The sequence below is a fragment of the uncultured Citricoccus sp. genome (assembly GCF_937871995.1).
Lineage (GTDB): Bacteria > Actinomycetota > Actinomycetes > Actinomycetales > Micrococcaceae > Citricoccus.
Window position 1 is genome coordinate 1 of the sequence record NZ_CALMQR010000139.1, and the last position, 23,058, is coordinate 23,058.

Here is a 23,058-nt window from a genome sequence, read left to right on the forward strand (position 1 = left end):
AGCTGCCGCTTAGGCAGCCTGACCCACCCTGTCACCTATCGGTGCAGCAGTCCCACCCCCCCGACTCCTTGCTCCAGTTATGGTGACCGGACCTCAGAGGAACTGAGCCATTGTCCCGACAAAACAAGCCGGACCTTCCAGCCCAGGTCCATCAGCATTCCCCTCGAACGATCTGAGAACAACCACATTCTTGCGGCAGCCGCCTTGGACGAACGCAGGGCTACGGCAAGCGCCAGGGACGATTCTGTTCGAGTCACACGTCCCTGAGCAGCGGGCTTGGAGCGAGCCAAAACGTTCACACTCAGAAGGGGGTCTCGAGCACGCATGTTCTTGGCTGCCCGGCAGCTCATGCTCCATGGCCCAAGAGGCCGCAGCGAAGGTCGACTCCGGAGAAATACTAGTGCCCGAATCACCCGCCTGCCTCTGCTGGATTCGGAAGCGAACCACTGTTTACGGAACCGGCCTCGAGTTGAGCGATTTGTGCGACTCGCTGGGCATGGACGCCACCTTTGAAGGGGGTCGTCAACCATCGATCGACCAACGCGAGGGCCATCTCGTCTTCAACAACTTTCGTACCAATCACCATGACGTTGGCATCGTTGTTGCCACGCGAAATGTCTACGGCAGACGATGAATACGCCAGTCCTGCGCGAATCGCCGGAATCTTATTGCACGCGATAACTTCCCCCTGGCCGCTGCCCCCTACAACGATGCCCACATCAGCTTCACCTTGGGCGACCGCTCGGCCCACAGCAGCGCACAGTGGAGGGTAATCCACCGTGCCGCCACTGCGGGGGGTCAAATCGGTGATGTGGTGTCCACGCGCGCTGAGGACACCGACGATGCGGTCGATCAGTCGTACGCCGTGGTGATCACCGGTGATCACAATGCGAGCAGGTTCGAGCATCACCCTTGGAGCTCCTGGGTGCCGGTGGCGAAAAGAGCTTCAACCTTGGGGCGAGTGCGAATGATGTGCTGCTTCATCGCATGATCGATCAGTTCTTCGAGCGTGGCTCGATTATCCGCAATACCGTAAGGCAAAGGATCTGCTCTTCTGATCTGCGCCACTTTTGCCAGGACTTGATCTTGGCGACTATCTCCAGGGCTTCTGTGCAATTGATTGACGTATTGGCGCTTCGCCTCGCAGAACGCCTCAAAGATCTTGGGTGCGAGATCTCGGTGCTGCTCGAGTAGGTCATCACGCACGACGACGAGGTGGTTAATGGGAAAGACATCCCTCTGTCGGACTACCTCGGCGGCCACGTCGTCTGGATCTGCAATCTGCGTGACCACGTCTGGGTGCTTGATCCCCGCGCCGACGACTGCGTCCAGCTCGCCTGCAAAGAGCATGTGTTCCAACGTTGCCCCTTCGCGCGCGCGAGCCACGTTTGGTGGAGGCTCATAAGTGGCGACGTGCTCGTCACCTGAACAAACCCACGCCACGGTGTCGAGATCAAGACCAGCGTCCGCCAGCGCCGCACGCCCCCATACGCCCGTGGTCACCGTATAACCACGATTCACACCGATGCGCTTACCGGCAAGCTCCGCGACGGGACGGTGACGGTGCTCCCTCAAGACTTGCGTAGCGCCATGGTGGAAATCGCGCACCAGGAAGATCGGCAACGCAGTAAAAGCCGCACCATGCTCTTTCGCCACCAGGTACGTCGTGAGGGCCATCTCGGCTACGTCGAACTCAAGGGACCGAACCATTTTTCGAAATCCCTTCACCAAAACCGGCTCATCGACGAAGTCGAAATCGACAGCAGGAACGCAGACCTCATGGTCGATTAGGGCTCGATTGGCTCCTTGCGGGCGAGTGAGTGTTGATAGGCGCATAGCTCTCCGTGGTGTCTGAACGGCCTCTTGCCTCGAATGCTACTCTGGTAAGACCATTATTCCAATCGCTACGCCAAGGATGCTCAATGACTAAATCAGTGCTCGCAGCGGTGCGGACCGCTCCCGGGGTAACAGAGATGCGCGAGTTCCCCAAGCCGCACATCGACGTTGACTCTGCATTGATCAAGATCGAGGTGGCCGGGATTTGTGGCACTGACGCCAAGCTGTACTTCTCACCCCCTGACACGCCCTCGACTCGGGGGCCCGTCATCATGGGCCATGAGAATGTTGGGACCATCGCCGAGGCGGGAGAGGCGTTCAAGCGTCGACATGGCCTGAGCGAGGGAGACCGAGTATTCGTCGAACACTATGTCGCCTGTTACAACTGCGACTGGTGTCGTATCGGTGAATACCGCCACTGTGAAGCTACGGACTGGCGCACCAATCCAGACGCCCGTCGTTTTGGATACACCTCCTCGGACAACCCCGGACGTCTTTGGGGCGGGTTCTCCGAGTACATGTACTTGCCGTGGAACGCAGTCCTCCACAAGATTCCCGACGCGGTCTCGCCAGAATTGGCGGGGCTTGTTATGCCGCTCTCGAACGGCATTGAGTGGGCCTTGCTCACTGCCGGCATTGGCTACGGAGATACCGTCCTCATCCAAGGACCGGGGCAACAAGGCTTGTCGCAACTTGTCGCAGCCAAGCAGGCCGGGGCCACTCAGATCATCATGTCCGGAACCACTCGAGACCGGGAGAGGCTCAATCTCGCACTCGAGCTCGGGGCCGACGAGGTGATCGACATTCTGCAAGAAGACGCCCGCGAAAAAATCATGGACCTTACCCAGGGCCGAGGGGTCGATTACGTGCTCGACTGCACATCGCGAGCCGGCACCGCACCTCTATTACTGGGCGTGGACGTTCTCACTCGCCGTGATGGAACGATGCTCGTCCAAGGCGAGATGGCCGCATTTCCCGACTTCCCCCTGAAAAAGATCACCGAGAAGTCGATCACCATCAAGTCTGCACGTGGTCACTCCTACCGGGCATGTGAACTCGCCGTCGCCCAGGTCGCATCCGGTCGGTTCCCGCTGGAAAAGCTTGCCACCCACCGATATGGAATCGACCAGGTCGATCATGCCATTCGCGTCCTAGCGGGACAGACAGACGAAGACGCGATCCACATCTCCATGATGCCCGAGCTCGTCGGGTGCGCCGGTGGGCAGACAAACACCGCGGGAGGGCTCTAATGGCCGGGATCGTTGTCACGAATACGCCGCGAACACCCATTGAGTTACTCGATGCCCTTGCTGAGTACGGCGTCGCGACCGTCCACGAGGCACAAGGCCGTACCGGACTGCTCTCACCGGAGATCACAGCTGTTCAACGAGGAACGCGCGTCGCCGGTTCAGCGGTAACCGTCACGGTGGCCCCTGGGGACAACACCACTATCGCTGTGGCGGTCGAACAATGCCAAGAGGCCGACCTGCTCGTCGTGACTCCCACAGTTCAGTGCGATATGGGTTACTTCGGCGATCTCCTGGCGACCTCACTGAAAGCCAGAGGCGTGCGAGGACTAGTCATCAACGCAGGTGTCCGCGACCTCGCCGATCTGGAAACCATGGGATTTCCCGTGTGGTCACGGTGCGTCTCCGCGGAGGGAACAACCAAAGGCGTCCTGGGCGACGTCAACACGCCGATCTCGATAGCGAATCGGATGGTGCATCCCGGAGACACAGTACTGGCAGACGACGACGGCGTCGTGATTGTGCCCCGTGCACGGGTTTCCGCAGTCCTCACCGCAGCCCAAGAACGCGAAACCAAAGAAGCCATATCGCGATCACGCTACCTGGACGGAGAAATCGCCCTGGACGTGAACAACATGCGATCGATGGTGAAGGCAGCGGGAGTCCGATACATCGACTATCTCGAATGGAAGGACGGCCAGCCGTCATGATTATCGACATCCACGGGCACTACACAACCGAACCAGAGGCACTCCGTCGATTCCGGGAAGCGCAACTGCGGGGAGAAAACCCTAGTGCGGCCGCCCTCACCGATCAGGTCACAGACGACGAAGTTCGCGACAGTGTGGAGGACAACCAGATCCGCATCCTGCGCGAACGCGGCGGAGACCTCATGCTGTTCTCCCCTCGAGCCTCCGGAATGGCCCATCATGAGCCAGAGGCAGCCATCGCGAATGCGTGGGCCCAAGCCTCGAATGACATGGTGCACCGCGTCAGCGAGCTCCACCCGGCACACTTTGCTCCCGCGGCACAGCTACCGCAAACCCCGGACGGCAACTTAGACGGCGTACTAGCAGAACTGCATCGCACCGTGGAGGAATTGGGATTTGTTGGGGCGAACCTCAACCCAGACCCCTCCGGAACGTGGGCGGGCAAGCCACTCTCTGACCCCTCCTGGTTCCCCATCTTCGAGGCTGCAGAACATTTAGAAGTGCCACTCATGGTGCACGTCTCAACCTCGTGTAATCCAAACTTCCACACGCTAGGCGCGCACTACCTCAACGCAGACACCAGCGTTTTCATGCAGTTGCTTCAGTCGGAAGTACTCTCACAGTTTCCCGGGTTACGACTCGTCATCCCCCATGGCGGCGGGGCGATCCCCTACCACTGGGGGCGCTACCGTGGACTAGCGATGCGTCATGGGTGGCGAGATCCCTCAGAGCTGCTGAGCAACGTGTTCTTTGACACCGCCGTGTATCACCAGCCTGGCATCGATCTGCTTCTCGACGTGATTCCCGCGTCGAACGTCCTCTATGCCTCCGAAATGTTGGGAGCCGTGCGCGGGGCTGATCCAGACACCGGCGTGGAATGGGATGACACCCTCACGTACCTACGGGCCTCCGAACGAGGGCACGCAAACTGGGACAAGCTCACGCACCAGAATGCGCTACGGGTATACCCACGATTGGCTACGCGGGTTCGGGAACGTGTCGGATGAGCCGGCTGCAGCTGACCTTCGCCTGTGGAGACTACGACCGCACCCGAGCCCTAGAAGACGGCAGCGTGGGCGTCGAGGGCATCGACCTCACATACTTACGCCTCCCCGTAGAGGAAACCTTCTTTCGGATGACGCGGCACCGAGAGTTCGACATCGCGGAAATGTCGTTGTCGACTTACGTCTCCACTCTCAACGCCCTTGAGGTCGGAAGAAAACCACCCTTCATCGCTATCCCGATCTACACCTCCCGGCAATTCCGCCACGGTGGAATGTTCATCAACGCCGAGGCAGGGATTCACGATCCCTCGGATCTGCACGGCAAACGAATCGGCATGCCCGAGATCCAACTAACGGCATGCGTATGGCAGCGAGGAATTCTCGCTGACTACCATGAGCTGCCACTCAATGCCTCGAGGTTCTTGACCGGCGGGCAGGAGAAGCCTGGGAGAATCGAGAAGAGCCGGGTAGAGGTCCCCTTCGATGTCCAACGGATTCGTGCGGACCAAACGCTGTCGGAAATGCTCTGTGAAGGAGAGCTAGACGCCATCTTCTCTCCGCGGGTGCCGAGCACTTTCGGTACGCCTGGAAGTCCAGTCAAAAGGCTCTTTCCCGATCCCAAGACGGCTGAAGAAGCCTACTTCCGAGATACGCGAATCTTCCCGATCATGCACGTCGTCGTGCTTCAACGAGAGCTTTACGAGCGTCATCCATGGGTTGCACAAACACTGACCAAAGCGCTAACCGTGGCCAAGGAACAGGCGGCAGCACGCATCTACGATTCCTCGGCGTTGCGGTTCATGGAGCCGTGGCTGATTCAGCATCTCGAGGAGGCACAACAGCTCCTGGGCCAGGACTACTGGTCATATGGACTAGGACCCACCGACCACCAGGTGCTCTCGACGTTTCTGAGGTACCACTACGAACAGGGATTATCTACGACACGTAGAAGCCCAGAGGACCTCTTCGCGCCGGAATCACTGGAAAGCTTCGTCATTTGAGGTTGTTCGGCCGGACCGTCCCATGGACGTCCGGCCGAACAACTCCGTTAGCGCCGGAGATGGGTTTTCAGCGGGATATCGAGGTTCCCCGCAGCATTCACGGGAATGTTGCCCCCTGACTCGAGGATGCGCCTCGTCGTCATGTAATCGCGCGGAGCATTAACCGACTCAATGGATACGACTTGGCCCTCCCGGTAGTACAGGGCGGAAAAACATTCGCTGTCCATATCCCCGCGGATCACCACCTCGTCATATCCCATAGTCAGGCCGGCCATCTGGAGCTTCAGATCAGCCTGATCCGACCAGAACCACGGGACGGGCATAACACCGGGCGTCCGACCCATCAGGCTCGCAGCCGCGGCCTTAGCCTGCGCGATCGCATTCGGAACTGATTCAAGCCGAAGGGGCCCGTGCAAGGGATGCGAATTCACTGCACAGTCCCCGGCGGCCACGATGCCAGGGATGCGGGTGCGCCCCCCGGCATCCACCTCAATACCCAGTTCGCTGGTCAACCCCAAGGACGCAGCGAGGTCTGTATGGACGATCAGCCCGATACCGACAACCACCACGTCGGCCTCAATCACACGGCCATCAGCAAGTTCGACGCCGCTGACACGGTCAGTCCCGCGGAAACCGGACACGGCGGCATCCAGTTCGATACGTGCACCACGACGACGATGCGCATCCGCATAGAACTGAGACATCACCGGCGCGACGGCTCGTGCCATGAGACGGTCCTGCGCTTCCAGGACGGTTACGTTTTTCCCAGATGCTGTTGCCGCCGCGGCAATCTCCAGTCCGACGAACCCACCGCCCACCACAACAACATGGGAGGCCTGGTTCAGAGATTCACGCAGAGCCAGGGCGTCATCCAGGGTACGCAGATAATGAATGCCTTCCAGGTCTGCCCCGGGCGCACGTAGACGTCGGGGAGTACCACCCACGGTAAGCGCGAGCCGGTCGAAACTCAGGGTCTGACCGCTACGGGTTAACGCTTTTCCCGCCCCTGCCCCTGCGTCGTGCAGCTGCAATTCCTCAACCCATTCCCCGCAAATCAGGGTGATGCCAAGTGAGGCGTAGTAGTCCGCCCCGCGCAGCGCCAATTCCTGTTCTGCAGCTTCACCGCTCAGGAACGCCTTCGACAGGGGTGGCCGCTGATAAGGCGGCCGGCTTTCACCGCCGACAACTGTAATTGGCGCCGTTTCACCCAACTCGCGCAGGGTGGAGGCAAGCTGAAGCCCGGCCTGGCCGGCACCAATAATCAAGGTGCCGGCGGGCACGGGAGAAGTCGCTGTGTAGTCCATGGTCCTCCTTAAGGGTAAGACCATTAGACCATGGAGGCAGAATGCTGCCTAGCCTTCTGTTGCAGCGACGCGCTGCGCGGTGCGTTCGATGTGATCCGAGAGGATCTCGTGCGCGCGGCTCAAATCATGATTCTCGATGGCGTCAACGATTTCGTCGTGTTCTTCGATCCCCTTGGTGCCCATGTTCGGGGCTAGATTCTTGGCTTGGCGCAGAGAGGAGCTCAGGGGTCCGTAGAAGCTATGCATCAGGGCTTCGATGGCGGGGTTGTGGGTGCAGGCGGCCAAGCGCACGTGGAATGCGGCGGACATATCCGTGGAGTACAGGCCCTTCGCCTGGGCGGCCCTCGCTTCGGCGACGAGGCTGCGGAGGACAGCGATATCTTCTGGCGTGGCGCGTTCGAGGATGAGGGGAAGGATGCCAAGCTCGAACACCTGCCGCGCCTCCGTGGCAGCACTGGCTGTAATGGGCGAGAGGGTCAGCAGGTTCGCAAGGTTCTCCCCCACTACTTCGAGTGAGGGCGAGGTCAAGAAAGACCCGCCGTGGGCACCGAGGCGCACTTCGATGAACCCGGTTGCCTCGAGGATGCGCAAGGCCTCCCGAACTGTCGCCCGACTCACGCCAAGTTGCTGGCACAGATCGCGCTCCGTGGGCAGACGGTCCCCCGGCTTGAGGGAGCCGTCCCTTAAGAGCTGCTGAATCTGCTCCACGATGGCATGAGATGCACGGTCTACATTCACCTGGTTGAAGAGTGGGGAAGAAGTGGGGGTGGCGGACAATGCCGTCTCCTGTCAGGTGCGTCGGGTGATCCAAGGCGGCGGATACGAAGTAACGGGCCGCATACCGCTCCATCTAGGTGCATGCATGCAGGATGAGGATACCTCTGTCTCGGGTCATCCAATGGTGATATGGTCATGCCATTAGTCATATGACGCCCGTCACGTCTGCGCTCAAAACAAGGCGAGGATGTGACGCTGCGAATTATCACAATGGGACGGAAGGCGCTCGATGGTGTCAGCGACGCGACGGCAGGCTCCAGGACTGCTGCATCGAAATACTTTGCACGGTGTAGCTCTGCACATCTCACGCCGTGCATACCTTAAGGGAGAGCTCACATGATCGAGGCGATCGGTAGTGGTCTAAGTCAGGTCCTACAATGGGAAACCTTGGGCCTCATGGTCGGTGGAATGCTCATTGGATTCATCGTGGGAATTCTGCCCGGACTGGGCGGAGCGGTAACGCTCGCCCTTCTGCTCCCGTTCACCTTCGCCATGGAGCCGGTGCAGGGACTCGTTTTCCTTCTGAGCATGTGGATCGTCACGACGACGGCGGGAGACATTACATCCGTGCTCTTCGGCATTCCCGGGGAAGCCACCTCCGCCGCGGCAGTGCTCGATGGATATCCCCTCACCAAGAAGGGGCAAGGGGGCCGCGCGCTGGGAATCGTGCTCACCAGCTCGGCATTAGGCATCGTCTTCGGGGCGATCGTGCTCGGAATCTTCATCACCGTGATCCGTCCCGTGGTGCTCATGCTGGGCGCCCCCGAGTTCTTCATGCTCGTACTTCTCGGCTTGACCTTCGTGGTGACCCTCGCTGGCAAGAGTCCGACTAAGGGGTTGGCGATGGTGGCACTGGGCCTACTCGTCTCCTTCGTCGGATCCGACCCCTCGGCAGGCCTGCCCCGATTCACCTTCGACCAGATGTACCTGTGGGGCGGCATCCCGCTCATCCCCATCGTCGTAGGGCTCTTTGGTGGTGCCGAAGTACTACAGCTGATGCTGTCCCGCTCGTCCATCGCCAACGGCCCGCTCGATGCCAAGCTGGCTGGAACGACGCGCGGCGTCGCCGACGCCCTCCGCAACTGGCCAGTGGTGCTGCGTTCGTCGTCTATTGGCGTCGCGATTGGAATGCTGCCGGGCCTCGGGGGAACGGTCGCTCAGTGGATCTCGTACGGGCAGGCCCGCCAGTCGTCCAAGAATTCGGAACAGTTCGGCAAGGGTGCGGTCGACGGACTCGTGGCGGCCGGTGCCACAAACAACGCGAAAGACGCAGGATCGCTCATCCCCACGATTGCGTTTGGAATCCCTGGCGGAGCAGCCACTGCAGTCCTGCTCGGCGGGCTCCTCATCCTAGGAGTCAACCCAGGGCAAGAGATGCTGACGACGCAACTGGACATCACGTTTTCGATGGTGTGGACCGTGGTGATTGCCGGCATCCTCGGAGTTGTTCTGGCATTGGCCCTCGTTCGCCCGCTCGCCACCCTGACGAGGATCAGCGGACCCGTGCTCACGCCGATCCTGTTCATGTTTCTGGTGATCGGCGCTTATACGACGAACAACAACAACAGCTGGGGCGATCTGTTCGTCATGATTGGCGCAGCTGTCCTCGGCACAGTGTGTCTGAGGTGGGACTGGCCTCGCGTGCCTTTCCTGCTCGCAGTCGTGCTCGGACAACTCCTCGAGCAGTATCTGAACCTCTCCAATACGATGTTCGGCCTTGATTGGTTGACTCGCCCGGGCGTGATCATCGTAGGCGCGGGCGTTGTAGTGACATTGTTCTTCAGCATTCGCGCCGTGCGACGAGATCACAAGGCCCGCCTGACCCCCGCACCAAGCAATGTTCTGAGTACTCAGGACGTCCATTCGGTAGGAGACAAGAAGTGAAGGCTCAATCGGTGCGAGGACTTGCCAAGCCAGACCTCATTCTGTCGTGCGCCATTTTCATCATCTGCGGTGGAGCACTTGCCTTGAGCTTCACTTACTCCTCGTCAATGTCGCTGCTACTCCCCCGTGTGGCTGCCGGACTGGGCATGTTGTGTGCAGCGTGGATGGTCGTGGGCGCGACCGTAGCTCGTCGGCGGCTCGATGAGGAAACGCCAGTCGCACTGCCTGCCACTGCTGTGCATGAACCTACGTCGACGGTGGAAGATGTCTCGGACACGGACCAAGATGACCCAAACGACGCAGAGTACATTCTGTCGAATACCCCGAAGCGGGTGTGGATCACGACCATCGGCTTTATCTGTGGCTTCTTCCTCGTTCTCTACCTGTGTGGATTATTCATCGCCGCGGCCGCTCTTTCATTGGTGTATTTGGTCGTCGTCGGCCAGAAATCTTGGCTCTTCTCTGTCATCTACACAGTGATCCTCACGGGGCTTCTGTGGGGCCTCATGCGAGGACTGACTTATATCCCCAGTCCCCCCGGAGTCTTGTTTCCCGGGGGATAACGCCCGCGTCGAAACCCGAACAATATCCAGGAAGGCATTTTCATGATTCAAAGAAAAGCACCCGTCTCTCGCGCTGCTATCGGTATGAGCGTGATCGGCGCTCTGGCACTGAGTGGATGCGCTGCATCAGGGCAAGAAAACACCGGTTCCCCGGGCGGTATAGCGGAGGGATGCTCCTCCTTCAAAGGCAAGACGGTTGAGCTTGTCATCCCGTACAACTCTGGCGGGGGCTACGATATCCTCGCTCGAGTCATCATCCCCGGCCTCGAGAACGCCTTGGGCGCTAAGGTGCTTCCAATTAACAAGCCTGGCGCGGGCGGTCTCCTGGCCATCAACCAGCTCACCGCAGCCCCGCCGGACGGCACGCAGATCGCCATCGTGAATGGCACGGGCGCCGCGGCAGCCATTCTTGCAGGCGCCGAGGGACCGGAATTCGGCTTCGATGATCTCAGCTACATCGGGCGGGTCGCCGCCGACGACTTGGTGGTCACTACAAACGCCGACAGCGGGTATCAGACATGGGACGACGTCACCAAGAGCGACGGGTTCAAGTTCGGCTCAACCGGACGAGGGTCCTCGGATTACATCGTTGCCAACATGCTCATCCAAGCCTTCGCCCTGAAGAATGCTGAAGTCGTTGTGGGATTCAACAGCCAGTCGGAGACCGATCTCGCGCTCATCCAGGGCAATGTCGACGCCATCGCTGGGCCCCTGGATAGCCGTCGAGCCAGCATCAAGAGCGGGGAGACAACCGCGGTGCTGTCCTTCGCTGAGGAAGCCCCCGCAGACGCTGCCGAGGCCACCGTATTTGGCGATCTCGAGCTCTCAGAGGATACAGAGACCTTGCTGGACGATATCAAGTCGCTGACAGAGTTCGGCCGGCCCCTCGTCGCGCCGGCAGGAATGGAACCGGAAACGCTTAGCTGCTTGCAGGACGCACTGGCAGCTGCAGTAGAAGACCCCGAGGTGCTGCAACAGGCCGAGAAGATGCAGCGAGAACTGTCCTACGTGTCGGGTGAAGACCTGCGTACCGAGGTCATTCCTCGCCTCGATGAGGTATCGACGCGATTCCTTGACGTGCTCAAAGCATCGTATTGACGCGTCTGCACCTGTGACCTCAAGCCCTTCGTCTCCGCGCATACTGCGCGGAGACGAAGGGCTCCTTTTTCTCTTTAGCGGCACTCACCTCGCGAGGACGGATAAACAACATGTCGCCGGCATCGGACCCCCCAATCCTTATCTCGCGACGCGAGGACTTCCTGGCCCAGATCACTATATTTTTGTTCTCGGTTGCGCTCGGAATGGCAACCGTTGTCGTTCCGCTCGTAGCCACGGCAGCCGGATACCAACTAGGCGTCGTGGGACTCCTCGTAGGGGTATCCGCTGTCGCGCAAATTATCGTGCGAGCCGGCATGGGCGCGCTGATGGACCGGTTCAGCACGAGGTTCTTCATCCACTTCGCCTTGATTCTGCTCGCGATTTCTTGCGCGCTCCTGGGGGTCAGCGATGAGCTGTGGGCCTTCGTTGTCTCACAACTGCTTCAAGGAGCAGCCCGCGCCTATTTCTTCACCGGCGGACAAACGCACGTGGTTCGTGCGGCCAGACCCGCGGTCTCTGCGCTGGCCATGATGAACGTGACCAATGGGATCGGTCTACTCACCGGTCCCCTGCTCGCTGGATTCCTTGGTGCCACCTCACTCCAGTTAGCCCTCTTCGTTGCCGCGGGCATCGCCACAGGGGGCATCCTCAGCTGTTCATTTCTTATTCGATACGAACCGTTTGCGCGAGCCCCTACGGATAAGACGAACGAGTCCATCCCTGTGTGGCGGCGCAGCGATGTGATAACCGCAGGCTGGATGGGCGCTACGGCAGGAGCGTGGAGGGGCATTCTGAACTCGTACCTGCCCATCCTGCTGACTGAGGCCGGACACTCCATCCCGGTTGCGGGAGCAATGACAACGCTGGCAAACCTCGCAGCGCTCGGGGGCTCCGCTGTTGCTAAACCGATTGGCCGGTTAGGGCCCGGGGCGTCGATTGTTCTTGCTACATCACTTGCCATCGGAGGAGTGGCTTCAATGGCATTCCTCACCAACCATCTCGTCGCTACGGGAATCTTCCTATTCATCTCTGGCGTAGGTGCCGGCATCCTGCAAACTCTCGGTCCCGCACTCGCCACGGATGCTGTACAACCTCAAGAACGCGGTCGTGCGATGGCATCAATCGGCACACTCCGTGCCATCTCACTACTAGTAACCCCCATGGGCATCGGCGCCTTAGTATTCATCATCCCGTCCGTAGCCGTCGCGACGACGATCGTCGCCGTGGCAGTTGGCGTACCCGGAATAGTGGCTGGCGCCAAGTTCCGGCCACCCACCCAGGACTAAAGAAAGATAGCTGCCCACGCAAGGGAAGCACCCCTGCCGCAGAGACAGCGACCTCAACCGAAAATATCAACAGGTCAACCGGGAGGCTCCACCAGGAAGGAATGCCCCATTGCCGGTGTCCACCCCGGGCTGGCAGTAAGGGCAGAAAACAGAGTCTGTTACTCAGTAAGCCTGTCACTCCATGGGTTCGTGGTCTTCCGGGAGAGCATCGAGAGCCGCGGTAATCTGCTCCTCCGCAGGTACCAGGGCCCGGTCGCTGGGAGGGAGTTGTTCGTAGGTATAGGCGGCCACGGCCATCGGTGAGGTGGCCCGTCCCAGGGAGTACCTCACCGTGTGGTCGTTTTTGGACCCGCAGATCAGAATGCCGACGGTGTCATGGTGGAAGGACCGGCGTAGGTGGTCGTCTACGACCGCGACGTAGAAATTCAGCTTCCCGGCGTACTCGGGCTGGAACTTCCCGGTCTTGAGCTCGATGACGTAGTAGCGCAACTGCTCGATGTGAAAGAACAGCAGGTCAATGTAGAAATCGTCCCCCTCGACTTCCACGTGGACCTGACGTCCGACGAATGCGAACCCGGGGCCGAGCTCACGCAAAGTCTCGACAATCTGATCGGTGAGCCGTTGCTCGAGATCTCGTTCGGCAACTTCACCGGAGAGGCCGAGGAATTCGAAGTTATACGGATCCTTTGCCGCTTGCTGGGCCAGCTCGGAATCCGGGGCCGGCAACAGCTGGGCGAAGTTCGACGGTGCTGACCCCGTGCGTTCCATGGCCTGGCCCATGATCATGTTCATCAGCACGTTGCGCGACCACCCGTGCTCCACCGCAGCGGCGGCGTACCAATCACGGGCGTCGACGCTCTCCAACTTGTCCAACAAGACCCGAATGTGACCCCAGGGAAGTTGTCCCACAGCCTGTGGGACATTTGGATCCCATGCAGGCCAGCCGGCCGCGAAGGCCCGCATGTAGAACAGATTGCTGCGCGAGAGACCCGTCATCTGCGGAAACTCCGTACGCAAGTCATCAGCCAGTCGGCGCACGACCGCGGTGCCCCACCCCTGCTGGTCCTGTCGGATGAGGATTTCGTGTCCGATCGCCCAGTACAGACGGATCAACTCGGTGTTCACCGTCTGACGGGCCGTGGTTTGGGCCTGCCGGACCCGGTACTTCAGCGACTCCAGTAGCTGGGCGTAATCATCCGGTAGTCGGGAGGCAGGGGTCGAAGTCACGGACCAGACCCTAGCCGACCCCTCCCCCACGTTTACCCAGCGACCGCCCATAGGACCATCGGAGCGACGACGGTGCGCGAGTCATCACCTAAGAGGTGTCACAGACGTCGCACCCACACCCCACCGGACCCGGACGCCACGAGCCAGGACACTCATGTGGCGATCCTCGCTCGCTCGGACCGCCACCCGTGGACGGCCGTACCCGGCCGGCTGCTTGCCCTGTCCCGTCGGAACCACGACGGGCCAGGGGCCGACCCTGACGGGCCGGTTACATCCGTCTTTTGCTGCTGTCCTGCGGATTATGCGCCCCGGCTCCACCGGCACAAGCCCCTCCTGCGTCGGGGCCGGTATCGGGGAGAACTTCTGCTCGGCGGTCGCTGACGCTCCCTGAATTCCTCGCACAACTTCTCCCCGCCACCGCCCTGCGGGTTGCTGCCGGTTCCGTCCGGGACAAGCGAGCGAGCTCGCCAGCAGGCAAAAAACGAGGAGGGGAACACACCAAGAACCCGGCCCCCTCACCTGCTGCTCCACCCATCGGCCTCCCCCGACGGTGAGGCGCTCGAAAGTCACGGAGGAAACCATGCGACGGCACACCATCTACGACAGCATGCAACCCGGTCACGCCGACATCCTCACCCCCACCTGCCCGTTCTGCGGACAGAAGGGGTGGATCACCATCCCCCAGCACCAAGCCGACGCCCTGCTCGACGGGGCACTCGTCCAGGACGCGGTCCCCGACCTGGGATTCCGGGTCCGCGAGCAGATCATCAGCGGCACCCACCCCCGCTGCGCCCCCGGCGCCCAGTTCGGCGACAGCATCGATCCCACCCTGCTCCTCCCCTAACCATCAGCCAAACAACCCAACACCCACGACCGACCGAACCAAGCGTGTCCGTACCGGGTGCTATCCCGGAGGAGCCACGCAGTGAAGGAGAACGCACCGATGCGTAACATCACCGTCTACACCACCGGCCCGGCCTGCATGCAGTGCCGATTCACCAAGAACGCCCTCACCACCGCCGGCGTCAGCTTCGAAGAGGTCGATGTGCGCCAGCGCCCCGAGGCCCTGGAGTACATCCAGGACGAGCTCGGTTACACCCAGGCCCCGGTCGTGGTCGTCGATGACCAGGACCACTGGTCCGGGTTCCAGCCCGACCAGATCCACCGGATCGCCACCACCCTGACCCACCTCGTCTTACACCCACCCTCGCCGGGGCCCACGCCAGGCCCCGGCGGTGCCGGGCTTACCGGGGCTCAGGCCGTGTGCTGCAGGGACGCGGCCACCCCGTCGTGGACCCGAATCAACCGCCACCGCCCCGAATCCCGGTGATGGGCGAGATCTAGGGTCACCAATGGGGCGCGGCGGGCGGCAGCCAGACGCACCTGCAACCGCCAAATCTCGTGATCGATCAACCCGTCACCACGGCCGCGTTCGGCCCGGCGCTCCTCCACCCACCACCGGCGGCGCTCGTACCAGCGCACCGGTTCCGCGGCCACTACATAGCGCCGACCCTGCCAGTCCACAAACCGCGGCATCCCATTCGGATACCGTTCCACCCCTACTGACTGCGTGAACACTCCCACCGGCGCCATCGCCCCTTCCCATATCCATGCTGCTGACCAGAACCCGCCACCGAAGATGACGGGATGACCGGTCATTCATGGACCGGGTGACGTCACCGTCTGGGAAGGAACGGGACGATGAACAGCCCGGGCGAGGACCGGCCGGCGAGGAAAAGCGCCATCCGAGGGGCACCCTACGAACCCAGGCGGACACGCTAAGCACTGCAAGTCACGTTCCTCTTTGACGCTCCAGCGACCCAAAGACCACCGGGGAAACAGGGACAGAGATCGAAGGTAGGGCAGTCCCTAACGGTGGGGCCTGCAGCCGTATCCTCGGTCCATGGTGTGGATGAAACGAGCCGGAGGCTACGATGTCGGCGGATTCGGTCGTCATCGCCTCCAAACCCCGGTCCACTTCCCGGTGTTCGAACCACCGGCCTTCACCCACCCCGGAGAGGTCACCCGCACCCGCTACCGTTCAGAACCGTGCGCGCGAGCCGAACTACCCGAGCACGGCACCGTGGATGCCAAGATCACCGGTATCTCCCGCACCCACGTCCTGTTGCACTGGGCCACCGACGGTGGTGTTGAGGTACACAATGTCTGGGTCCCTGCCGGGTGGGTCACCCGAATCAACCGCGACGAATCCACCTGGCGAGATCCCTACGACAAGCTCGAAGACTGAACCCATAGCTCCGGGGGAGCAACCGCGCGTGGACGCGCCTGTTGCGTGCAAGGGTTCCTGCCAAGATGAGAAGGTGCCCGAGCTGCCTGACCCGTTTGACCGTGCACGGTATCCGCGGTTGGCGCACCGCGAGTGGGTGCTGATGTACCAACGAGGTGTCCGCGTCGACCAAATCGCCCGAGCTAACCAGCGCAAGTCGGCCTACGTCCTCCGGTACCTGGTGACGGTGTACGAGCGGAGGCCGACGAAGCTGGCCGCCCCGGTTGCTGCCGCAGAGGCCGCTGAGGAGACCGCGGTCCCAAAGACGGAGGTGATCATACCCTTACGACGACCCATCTTGTCCACGAGGGACCCATGGTGAACAGGACGATGGCCGTGCCCACGCTGACCAGGGTGGAAGCCAAGAGGGCTTCTGAGGTGGACCAGTTGAAGCTCTCGGAGATGCGGGGCAGCAGGGTGCCGAAGCCCGGGTGGTGGAGTTGACCCGGATCCCGTGGCGGCCGAACTCGACGGCGGCGTACTTGGTCAGGCCGCGCACCGCCCACTTGGTGGTGCCGTAGGCGGCATGGCCGGGCAGGGCCCCGAGGCCGGAGATGGAGGAGACGTTGATGATCGCCCCGGTGCCCCGGGACTTCATGTGCTCGTAGACGGCCCGCAGGCCCAGGAACACGCCGAGCTGGTTGACCCGGCAGTGGAAGTCGATCAAATCTACGGTCAGTTCCTCGAAGGAGGCCGGTGGTAGACGTCGGCGTTGTTGACCAGGATGTCGATGGTGCCGAAAGCGTCCAGGGCGAATTGCACCGCAGCATTCCATTGCTCTTCGCTGCTGACGTCGAGGTGGATGTAGCAGGCGGCGTCGCCAAGCTTGTCGGCCAGCTGATGCCCTTCGTCGTCGAGGATGTCGGCGATCACGACCTGAGCTCCTTCGGCGACGAACAGCTCGGCTTGAGCGGCGCCCATGCTCCGGTGAGGATGACGACCGTGCCTGCGAGCCTGTTTCCCATAGCTGATTCCTACTTTCTGAAGATGGCGAGGGGAGTGACGCGATGACGGATCGATGCCGACGGCAGGCGCGAGAGGCCAGCGCCGGGAACGGCACGGAGGGACCCGGCCCGGATCAAGCGGGAGGTAGGCGCTGGGGCGATGTGGGCAGGAAGCACTGTGCGGCCCGGAGACCGGGCCGCACAGGCGGTCCCTTCAGGAGGAGGAGCTCGGTGCGGGACGGTGGCCCACACCGAGCGGGTTGATTAGAAGTTGGGGTAGTACTCCGGGCGAGGAGCAGTGGTCCGGATGTCCGGCAGTTCCATCTTTTCCTTATCCTCGTCGTCGTCGACCCAGCAGTCGGCGATCTCGTCGAGGGTGGCGAACCAGACGCCGTCCTTGCTGGCCATGTATTTGATCAGGTCCTCGTACCACATCATGTGGTGAGGCTGACCAATCGTCTGGGGGTGCACGCACGAGGTGTAGACGGCGTTCTCGACGCGTTCGTAGCCGTAGTCGAAGATGTCGCGCCAGCGTTCGTAGATGGTCTTCGAGTCCTGTTGGCCGACCTGATATCCGGTCACACATCCCAGCGCAGGGAAGTCGTCCAGGTACCAGCTGACGGGAATCTCGATGACGTGGCTGGCCTTGCCCGCCTTATTGCCGTTCTCCCAATCGATGGCCCACCGCTGCGGGCGGTATGGCACAAGGTCGCGACCCATCAACGAGGAGTCGTACTTGAAGCCCTTCTTCTCGACGATGTCCAGGGTGTTGTCCGAGTAGTCCCAGTACGGGGAGCGATACCCCGTAGGACGGATCCCGAGTCGCTTCTCGAACGTGTCGAACGCACGGTCGATAAGTTCCTCTTCGCAACCGGCGTCGATGAGGGTGGGGTTCTCGTGGAAGTAGCCGTGGTGGCCGAACTCGTGGCCCTTCTCCGCGACGGCCTCGCAGGCCCCGGGGAAGGTATCGACGGTGTGCCCGGGGGTGAACCAGGTGGTGGTGACGTCGTACTTCTCGTACAGCTCCAGCAGCCGCGGCACGCCCACCATGGCGCCGAACTCCCCGCGGGACATGTAGGACGGGCTGGGCTTGTTGAACCCGCCCATCCACAGGGACTGGGCGTCGAAGTCGGTCCCCAGGTTGACGGCGATCTTCTTGCCCTCAGGCAACTTGAGATGACCCATGTGAATGCTCTCCTTCGTTGTGATTCGAATACTGGTGGTTGAAGACCGGGCGCGTGTTCATCACCCGGAGTCTGAATCTCGTGCCGGGCGCCCCGGTGGCCTACTGGCGGGCTGCCCCGATGGCCGGTACATGATGCGCTGGTGCGCAAGCATCACACCGTGGTCCCGGACGGGGTTGCGGCCCGCAAGACGATCCGCTGGTCCACGGATTCCTCGACGGCCTCGCGGCTGTACAGCAGCGGGAAGGACCCGTTCTCGGCCCACAGCTCCAGCAGGTCGGCGTAGTGATCCGAGCGCGGGTCCCCGGACTGGCCGGGGGCGTTCACCACACGGCTGGAATCCCACTCACCCACGTCCACGGCCAGGCGGAAGCTACTGCCCATCACCGCGTTGAAGTCGGCGTCGTAACCGGTCAGGCCCACCGTGTCACCGCTGCCGGCGCGAGGGACGGGCGGCAGGCTGCCCCAGTCCGCCGGCAGGTCGGGGGCCTTGCTCAGCACGGGGTGGCGCAGCGTGGTGCGGTGCAGGGCGCCCCAGGTCCAGTTCGCAGGGTCGTTACCCAGCAGCTGCGCGATTTCCGCGAGGGCCTGGCCCAGGGTCTGCTCGACGCCCTCGGTGAGCAGCGCGAGGTCCTGCTCATTGGTCGGGTCGAACATCGCGATCATGCGTAGGTCCGGACGGAGGTCGGAGAAGAGGGTGTCGGCGCGCAGCAACCGCTGCCGGGCCCGCTGGGCCGCCGCGGGATCGACGTCGAGCCGTTCCAGACAGCGGTCCACGAGCCAAGGACGCAGGTGCCGGCGCTGCCACACCTGGTACAGCAGCGCGGCGAAGGAATCCACGGACTCGGTGCCATCCCAGGACTGCAGTTGCACCCATTCGTCCTGGTGCTGCTGCGGCTGGACCAGCTTGAGTTGGTCGAGCAGGCGCCGCCCGTGGACGTTGTCCGCATTGGCCTGCATGCGTCGACTCGAGTCGATGTCGATCGGCTCGCCGCTGGTGAACCATTCCGTCAGGCGTTCGTGCCGGGCGCTGGAGTACCAGTCGGTGGTGGTGGTCAGCGCGTCGTTGTCGTAGTCGGCCGGCAGGTTGTTCTCATTGGAGCTGGTGAACCACCCACACTCGGGGTTGTGGACCGAGGGCAGCTCCTCAACGGCAGCGAACCCGTCCCACTCGTAGCGTCCGTCCCCGGGGACAGGGTGCGACCCGTCCCAGCCGGGACGCCGAGGCACCAGGGCACTGGCCTGCCAGCCGATATCCCCGTCCTTGGTGGCGTAGACCATGTTCACCGCCGGAGCACCCCAGCGGCGCAGGGACCGAAGGAACTGATCGGCGTCCGCGGCGTCCTGGTACTCCAAGCTGGCCAGGTACGGGGCCATGCCCGGTTGCAGCCACACGGCCCGGACGGTGACGGCGCGACGGTTCTCGACGTCGACGTGTACGACCGGTCCGTGCCGAGTGAACGTGAGGGTGTGGACCACGTCGTCTCCCCCGGCGACGGCGGCGCGCTCCTCCACCGTCTCGAACTGCTCCCACGCGCCCTTGTATAGGTACCGGTTGTCGTCCTCGGGGTGTAGTTCGTAGACGTAAAGGTCCTCGTGATCGACCGCCCAGATGGTCAGGCCGAAGGCCACCTGTCCGTTGTGGCCGATCGAAATCCCTGGCAGGTTCGGTTCCCCGGCGCCGATCACGCTCAGCCCAGGGGCCTCGAGATGGGCCAGGTATCGCAACGACGGCAGATTCACCGCGCGGTGCGGATCATTGGCCAGCACGGGCCGGCCGGTAGCCGACTTCCAGGGGGCGACCACCCAATTGTTGCTCCCCGACGGCGAGGGCTGCTCCGATGCCGTGCCGGCACCGAAGTCCACCGGAGCGAACGCCAACCGGTAGACGTCCAGCACCGAATCGGACAGGTGCTCGTACAAGCTCGGGTCCGGAGCGCCCGTGGTCTTCGAGGCCGGTTCGCGCACCGACCGCAACTCCTCAGCCTTGGGCCCGAGGTCGCGCACGGTGAGAGCGCGGGAGAGCTCCTGCTCCACGTTGTAGAGCAGGCCGTGAGTCCGGATCCTCACCACGTCCTCCGGCTCCCAGCGGGCCGGCCGATAACCCAGTGTGGTGAACTCCGGTGGCAACCGCACCTCGGGGTCCTCCAAGGCCCAATCCACGAAGGCATTGACGCCGGTGACGAACGCCGTGACGATGTCCTTCGCCTCGGTGCTATAAGACAACCACTCGGCTCGCATGTCCCCGCGATACAGGAAGAGCCGGGTGGCCCGGTCCTGGGGGACGTGACCAGGGCCGAGAACCTCCGACAACCGGCCAAGCCCCCGCCGACGCCACAAGTCGATCTGGAACAGCCGGTCCCGGGCCGCCTGGAATCCCTGGGCGACGTAGGCGTCCATGCGGGACTGCGCATAGATGTGCGGCACTCCCCAACGGTCGACCAGCACTTCCACATCTTGGTCGAGGCCGGTTACTGCGTACTCTCCGGGAACAGCCGTCGCCCCCGGGGCCGGGGATGCTGCAACGACATCTTGGGCGGAGGTGGAGGTCATGGGAGCTTCCTTTCGCTGTGGCCTGCATCACGTGGACTGCCTTGCGAACGAATCTCTCAACAGAAAGGCATGCTGTCTATTGAATCTTTCTTGCGCATCCCATAACTTCCAGGAATATGGACCGCCGCAGCCTCGAGTATTTCCGCGCCGTCGCCCAGACCGGTTCGGTCAGTCAGGCCGCCCAGCACATGTCCGTGACTCAACCGGCGGTCTCCAAGCAGATCGCACGGCTCGAGGCGCTGCTGTCCCTGAAGCTGTTCCACCGCACGTCCGCGGGCATGGCGATGACCGCTGCCGGAGAAGCTCTCTACGAACTCGGCGGTGATGTCCTCACCCGATTCGACCGGATCGAGGACACCCTGACGACACGGTTTGCCGGCCAACCGGCAATGCGTATCGTCTGCCCGCACACCACAGCAGCAGTCCTGATCACCCCGTTCATGGTCGACACGAACCCGGCCATCGCGGACCTGCTCATCGTCGGGGCCCCCGACGTGGACGGCCTGTTGGACCGGGATGCAGACATGGCAATCAGCACCTTCCGGCCTCCACCGCATCGACGCCAAAAGGTCGTGGCGCACCTCGTCGTCTGGGTCTACGGGACACCCTCGACCATGCAGTCTCGATTCGGAGATGAAACGGTCGCCGACCTGGAAAAATGCGCTAAGGACTCGCTCATCACCCCACGCACGGGCGTCCATGTGATCGTCGACGAGGCCACCGCCGACTTCACCACGCCGCTATCCATCCGAACCGCCTCCACCGGTTACGTGGCCCAGGGCCTGGCGGCCAACGACCATGGTCTCGCCCTGGCCACTGAACAAGTCAGCTTCGGACTTCGTGGACTGCCCGCCTATGCCGCTGACCGCCCAGTGCTCTGCCCGCTCTACGCCTCATGGGACGCGCAGCACTATGCGGCCACAGAACTCCAAAGCCTCGCTCAAAGCTTCAGCCACTGGATGTCAACCACACCACCATGGAGTACGCCCCCTCCCGCGCGGCAGACGTAGCCATGTACATGTTCCGGCGTGTCAAGAAGGGTATACCCGCTCCACAGATGTGTGCCATGACATGGTGTTAAGTGGACAGAAGTGTTCGGCGTCCCCACCTGCCTTGACGCGCACCGGGGTGCTCGTCAGGCAGTGGCGGGGCTCTTTGAGGGTGTGCCATATAGCGCCCCGTCGCGGGGCGCAACGAGTCTTCAGGCGTTCATTAAGCCTTGGTGTGCAGCCTTGCACTGAAACGTGCTCGGTGAATGCCGACCGGTGAGGAAGCGGATAATTCGCTTGCCCATCAGGCCGTGGCGTGCTGGCCGTTTCTGCGATTCCGCCGGCCTGGTTTACTGTGAGCCTCAGCCAACCGGGAAGATAAGAGCATGGTCACGGCGTCGGTGTCTTCTTCCGCTATCGAATTAGTGGTGCTTCTCAGGGGCACGGAGCCCGAGGGACTAGGGCGTCCGGAGCAGGTAGCTCATCAGCTGGAGACAGCCATCATGATGGGGATCTTGGCTGACGGGGACCGCCTGCCCCCGGAGTCCGAGCTGGCCTCGGCGCTGGGAATCTCCCTTCAGACGCTGCGCCAGTCCCTCGCCGCGTTGCGCACCAAAGGACTCATCGAAACGAGCCGCGGCCGTAGTGGGGGCAGCGTGGTGCGAGGTCTCCCCGAGGTCTCCGGAACTCAGATGCAACGGAAACTTCGCACCACCAGCACGGAAGACCTGCGCGACCTGGGTGACCTCAGCGCGGCCGTAAGCTCTATGTCGGCGCAGCTGGCCGCTGAACGCGCTGATGAGGAAAACTTCGCATACCTTGAGAGCCTTGCCCAAGGCTACCGAGACAGCGCCGACCCCCAGACGCGACGGCGCCGCGATGGCCTGTTCCACTTGACCATCGGAGTGGCGGCGCAGTCCAGCCGATTGACCGGAGCCATGCTGCAGGTCCAGGCCGAGCTATCAACCCTGCTCTGGGTGGGTAACGACCAGGAAGACGTCATCGCCGAAGCAGTGCGCCAACACGCCGACATCCTGGAGGCCATCTCCCGTCGGGATGGTGTGGCGGCCGCGGCGGCTGCAGCACTGCATAGCCGAACAGAGGCCCAATTGCTGATTTCCCGTCGCCTGAAACTCATGCTGGATTCCTCGGAGGTGATCTGAC

23 protein-coding genes are annotated in these 23,058 nt (G+C 62.2%); 13 read left to right on the forward strand and 10 right to left on the reverse strand.

The annotated features are described in order from the left end of the window. Window positions 1-409 precede the first annotated feature (409 nt). Window positions 410-907, reverse strand: a complete 498-nt coding sequence (locus Q0283_RS16325) for an RpiB/LacA/LacB family sugar-phosphate isomerase (protein ID WP_298045679.1) — start codon at window positions 905-907, stop codon at window positions 410-412. Further along, complete coding sequence (locus tag Q0283_RS16330; protein ID WP_298045640.1) at window positions 907-1,836, reverse strand: hypothetical protein; 930 nt, start codon at window positions 1,834-1,836, stop codon at window positions 907-909. The genes Q0283_RS16325 and Q0283_RS16330 overlap by 1 nt, the downstream gene beginning before the upstream one ends. A gap of 86 nt (window positions 1,837-1,922) precedes the next feature. Here Q0283_RS16330 and Q0283_RS16335 point away from each other — a divergent pair, with 86 nt between their 5' ends. From Q0283_RS16335 to Q0283_RS16350, 4 genes are read left to right on the forward strand one after another with little or no spacing between them, the layout of a single operon-like run. After that, complete coding sequence (locus Q0283_RS16335; protein WP_298045642.1) at window positions 1,923-3,086, forward strand: zinc-binding dehydrogenase; 1,164 nt, start codon at window positions 1,923-1,925, stop codon at window positions 3,084-3,086. Beyond that, entirely contained in the window at window positions 3,086-3,793 is a 708-nt protein-coding gene (locus Q0283_RS16340; protein WP_298045643.1) for a 4-carboxy-4-hydroxy-2-oxoadipate aldolase/oxaloacetate decarboxylase, read from the forward strand. The genes Q0283_RS16335 and Q0283_RS16340 overlap by 1 nt, the downstream gene beginning before the upstream one ends. After that, a complete protein-coding gene (locus Q0283_RS16345) occupies window positions 3,790-4,800 on the forward strand; it encodes an amidohydrolase family protein (RefSeq protein ID WP_298045644.1) in 1,011 nt (336 codons plus the stop codon). Before Q0283_RS16340 ends, Q0283_RS16345 begins: the two co-directional genes overlap by 4 nt. Then, a complete protein-coding gene (locus Q0283_RS16350; protein ID WP_298045646.1) occupies window positions 4,797-5,798 on the forward strand; it encodes a hypothetical protein in 1,002 nt (333 codons plus the stop codon). Before Q0283_RS16345 ends, Q0283_RS16350 begins: the two co-directional genes overlap by 4 nt. Before the next feature lie 47 nt (window positions 5,799-5,845). On the opposite strand, the gene Q0283_RS16355 is transcribed toward Q0283_RS16350, so the two are convergent. Both Q0283_RS16355 and Q0283_RS16360 read right to left on the reverse strand, forming a co-directional pair. Then, window positions 5,846-7,102 (reverse strand): NAD(P)/FAD-dependent oxidoreductase, encoded by a 1,257-nt coding sequence (locus Q0283_RS16355; protein WP_298045648.1) that lies wholly within the window; start codon window positions 7,100-7,102, stop codon window positions 5,846-5,848. Between the two features lie 48 nt (window positions 7,103-7,150). Next, window positions 7,151-7,810 (reverse strand): FadR/GntR family transcriptional regulator, encoded by a 660-nt coding sequence (locus Q0283_RS16360; protein WP_298045649.1) that lies wholly within the window; start codon window positions 7,808-7,810, stop codon window positions 7,151-7,153. Window positions 7,811-8,215: 405 nt separating this feature from the next. Between Q0283_RS16360 and Q0283_RS16365 the strand changes: the two genes are divergently transcribed. The 4 genes from Q0283_RS16365 (at window position 8,216) to Q0283_RS16380 (ending at window position 12,710) form a co-directional block, all read left to right on the forward strand. Further along, on the forward strand, window positions 8,216-9,763 hold the full coding sequence (locus Q0283_RS16365; RefSeq protein ID WP_298045651.1) for a tripartite tricarboxylate transporter permease: 1,548 nt from the start codon (window positions 8,216-8,218) through the stop codon (window positions 9,761-9,763). Next, window positions 9,760-10,326, forward strand: coding sequence for a tripartite tricarboxylate transporter TctB family protein (locus tag Q0283_RS16370; RefSeq protein WP_298045652.1), 567 nt, complete (start codon window positions 9,760-9,762; stop codon window positions 10,324-10,326). Before Q0283_RS16365 ends, Q0283_RS16370 begins: the two co-directional genes overlap by 4 nt. Before the next feature lie 84 nt (window positions 10,327-10,410). Next, entirely contained in the window at window positions 10,411-11,424 is a 1,014-nt protein-coding gene (locus Q0283_RS16375) for a tripartite tricarboxylate transporter substrate binding protein (RefSeq protein WP_298045653.1), read from the forward strand. Window positions 11,425-11,534: 110 nt separating this feature from the next. Then, complete coding sequence (locus Q0283_RS16380; RefSeq protein ID WP_298045654.1) at window positions 11,535-12,710, forward strand: MFS transporter; 1,176 nt, start codon at window positions 11,535-11,537, stop codon at window positions 12,708-12,710. Between the two features lie 174 nt (window positions 12,711-12,884). Here Q0283_RS16380 and Q0283_RS16385 read toward each other — a convergent pair whose 3' ends face one another. Further along, on the reverse strand, window positions 12,885-13,937 hold the full coding sequence (locus tag Q0283_RS16385; RefSeq protein ID WP_298045656.1) for a YhcG family protein: 1,053 nt from the start codon (window positions 13,935-13,937) through the stop codon (window positions 12,885-12,887). A 580-nt stretch (window positions 13,938-14,517) separates the two neighbouring features. On the opposite strand from Q0283_RS16385, the gene Q0283_RS16390 reads away from it, so the two are divergent. After that, the gene (locus tag Q0283_RS16390) at window positions 14,518-14,781 is read left to right on the forward strand and encodes a hypothetical protein (protein ID WP_298045657.1); all 264 of its coding nucleotides are present in this window, start codon (window positions 14,518-14,520) and stop codon (window positions 14,779-14,781) included. 99 nt (window positions 14,782-14,880) lie between these two features. Beyond that, window positions 14,881-15,267, forward strand: a complete 387-nt coding sequence (gene nrdH / locus Q0283_RS17670; RefSeq protein WP_366134752.1) for a glutaredoxin-like protein NrdH — start codon at window positions 14,881-14,883, stop codon at window positions 15,265-15,267. Here nrdH and Q0283_RS16400 read toward each other — a convergent pair. Then, window positions 15,192-15,521 (reverse strand): DUF6504 family protein, encoded by a 330-nt coding sequence (locus Q0283_RS16400; RefSeq protein WP_298045680.1) that lies wholly within the window; start codon window positions 15,519-15,521, stop codon window positions 15,192-15,194. The genes nrdH and Q0283_RS16400 overlap by 76 nt on opposite strands. 319 nt (window positions 15,522-15,840) lie before the next feature. Between Q0283_RS16400 and Q0283_RS16405 the strand changes: the two genes are divergently transcribed. Beyond that, window positions 15,841-16,185: a hypothetical protein gene (locus Q0283_RS16405; protein WP_298045658.1), complete on the forward strand. Its 345-nt coding sequence runs from the start codon at window positions 15,841-15,843 to the stop codon at window positions 16,183-16,185. 322 nt (window positions 16,186-16,507) lie between these two features. Here Q0283_RS16405 and Q0283_RS17675 read toward each other — a convergent pair whose 3' ends face one another. From Q0283_RS17675 to Q0283_RS16420, 4 genes are all read right to left on the reverse strand, one after another. After that, window positions 16,508-16,999, reverse strand: a complete 492-nt coding sequence (locus tag Q0283_RS17675; protein ID WP_366134755.1) for an SDR family oxidoreductase — start codon at window positions 16,997-16,999, stop codon at window positions 16,508-16,510. After that, on the reverse strand, window positions 16,900-17,145 hold the full coding sequence (locus tag Q0283_RS16410; protein WP_298045659.1) for an SDR family oxidoreductase: 246 nt from the start codon (window positions 17,143-17,145) through the stop codon (window positions 16,900-16,902). The genes Q0283_RS17675 and Q0283_RS16410 overlap by 100 nt, the downstream gene beginning before the upstream one ends. Window positions 17,146-17,432: 287 nt before the next feature. After that, complete coding sequence (locus tag Q0283_RS16415) at window positions 17,433-18,353, reverse strand: polysaccharide deacetylase (RefSeq protein WP_298045660.1); 921 nt, start codon at window positions 18,351-18,353, stop codon at window positions 17,433-17,435. A 152-nt stretch (window positions 18,354-18,505) separates the two neighbouring features. Next, a complete protein-coding gene (locus tag Q0283_RS16420) occupies window positions 18,506-20,905 on the reverse strand; it encodes a penicillin acylase family protein (RefSeq protein ID WP_298045661.1) in 2,400 nt (799 codons plus the stop codon). A 116-nt stretch (window positions 20,906-21,021) separates the two neighbouring features. Between Q0283_RS16420 and Q0283_RS16425 the strand changes: the two genes are divergently transcribed. Beyond that, window positions 21,022-21,915, forward strand: a complete 894-nt coding sequence (locus Q0283_RS16425; RefSeq protein WP_298045663.1) for a LysR family transcriptional regulator — start codon at window positions 21,022-21,024, stop codon at window positions 21,913-21,915. Window positions 21,916-22,280: 365 nt separating this feature from the next. Continuing rightward, on the forward strand, window positions 22,281-23,057 hold the full coding sequence (locus Q0283_RS16430) for a FadR/GntR family transcriptional regulator (protein WP_298045664.1): 777 nt from the start codon (window positions 22,281-22,283) through the stop codon (window positions 23,055-23,057). The last annotated feature ends 1 nt before the right edge of the window (window position 23,058 follow it).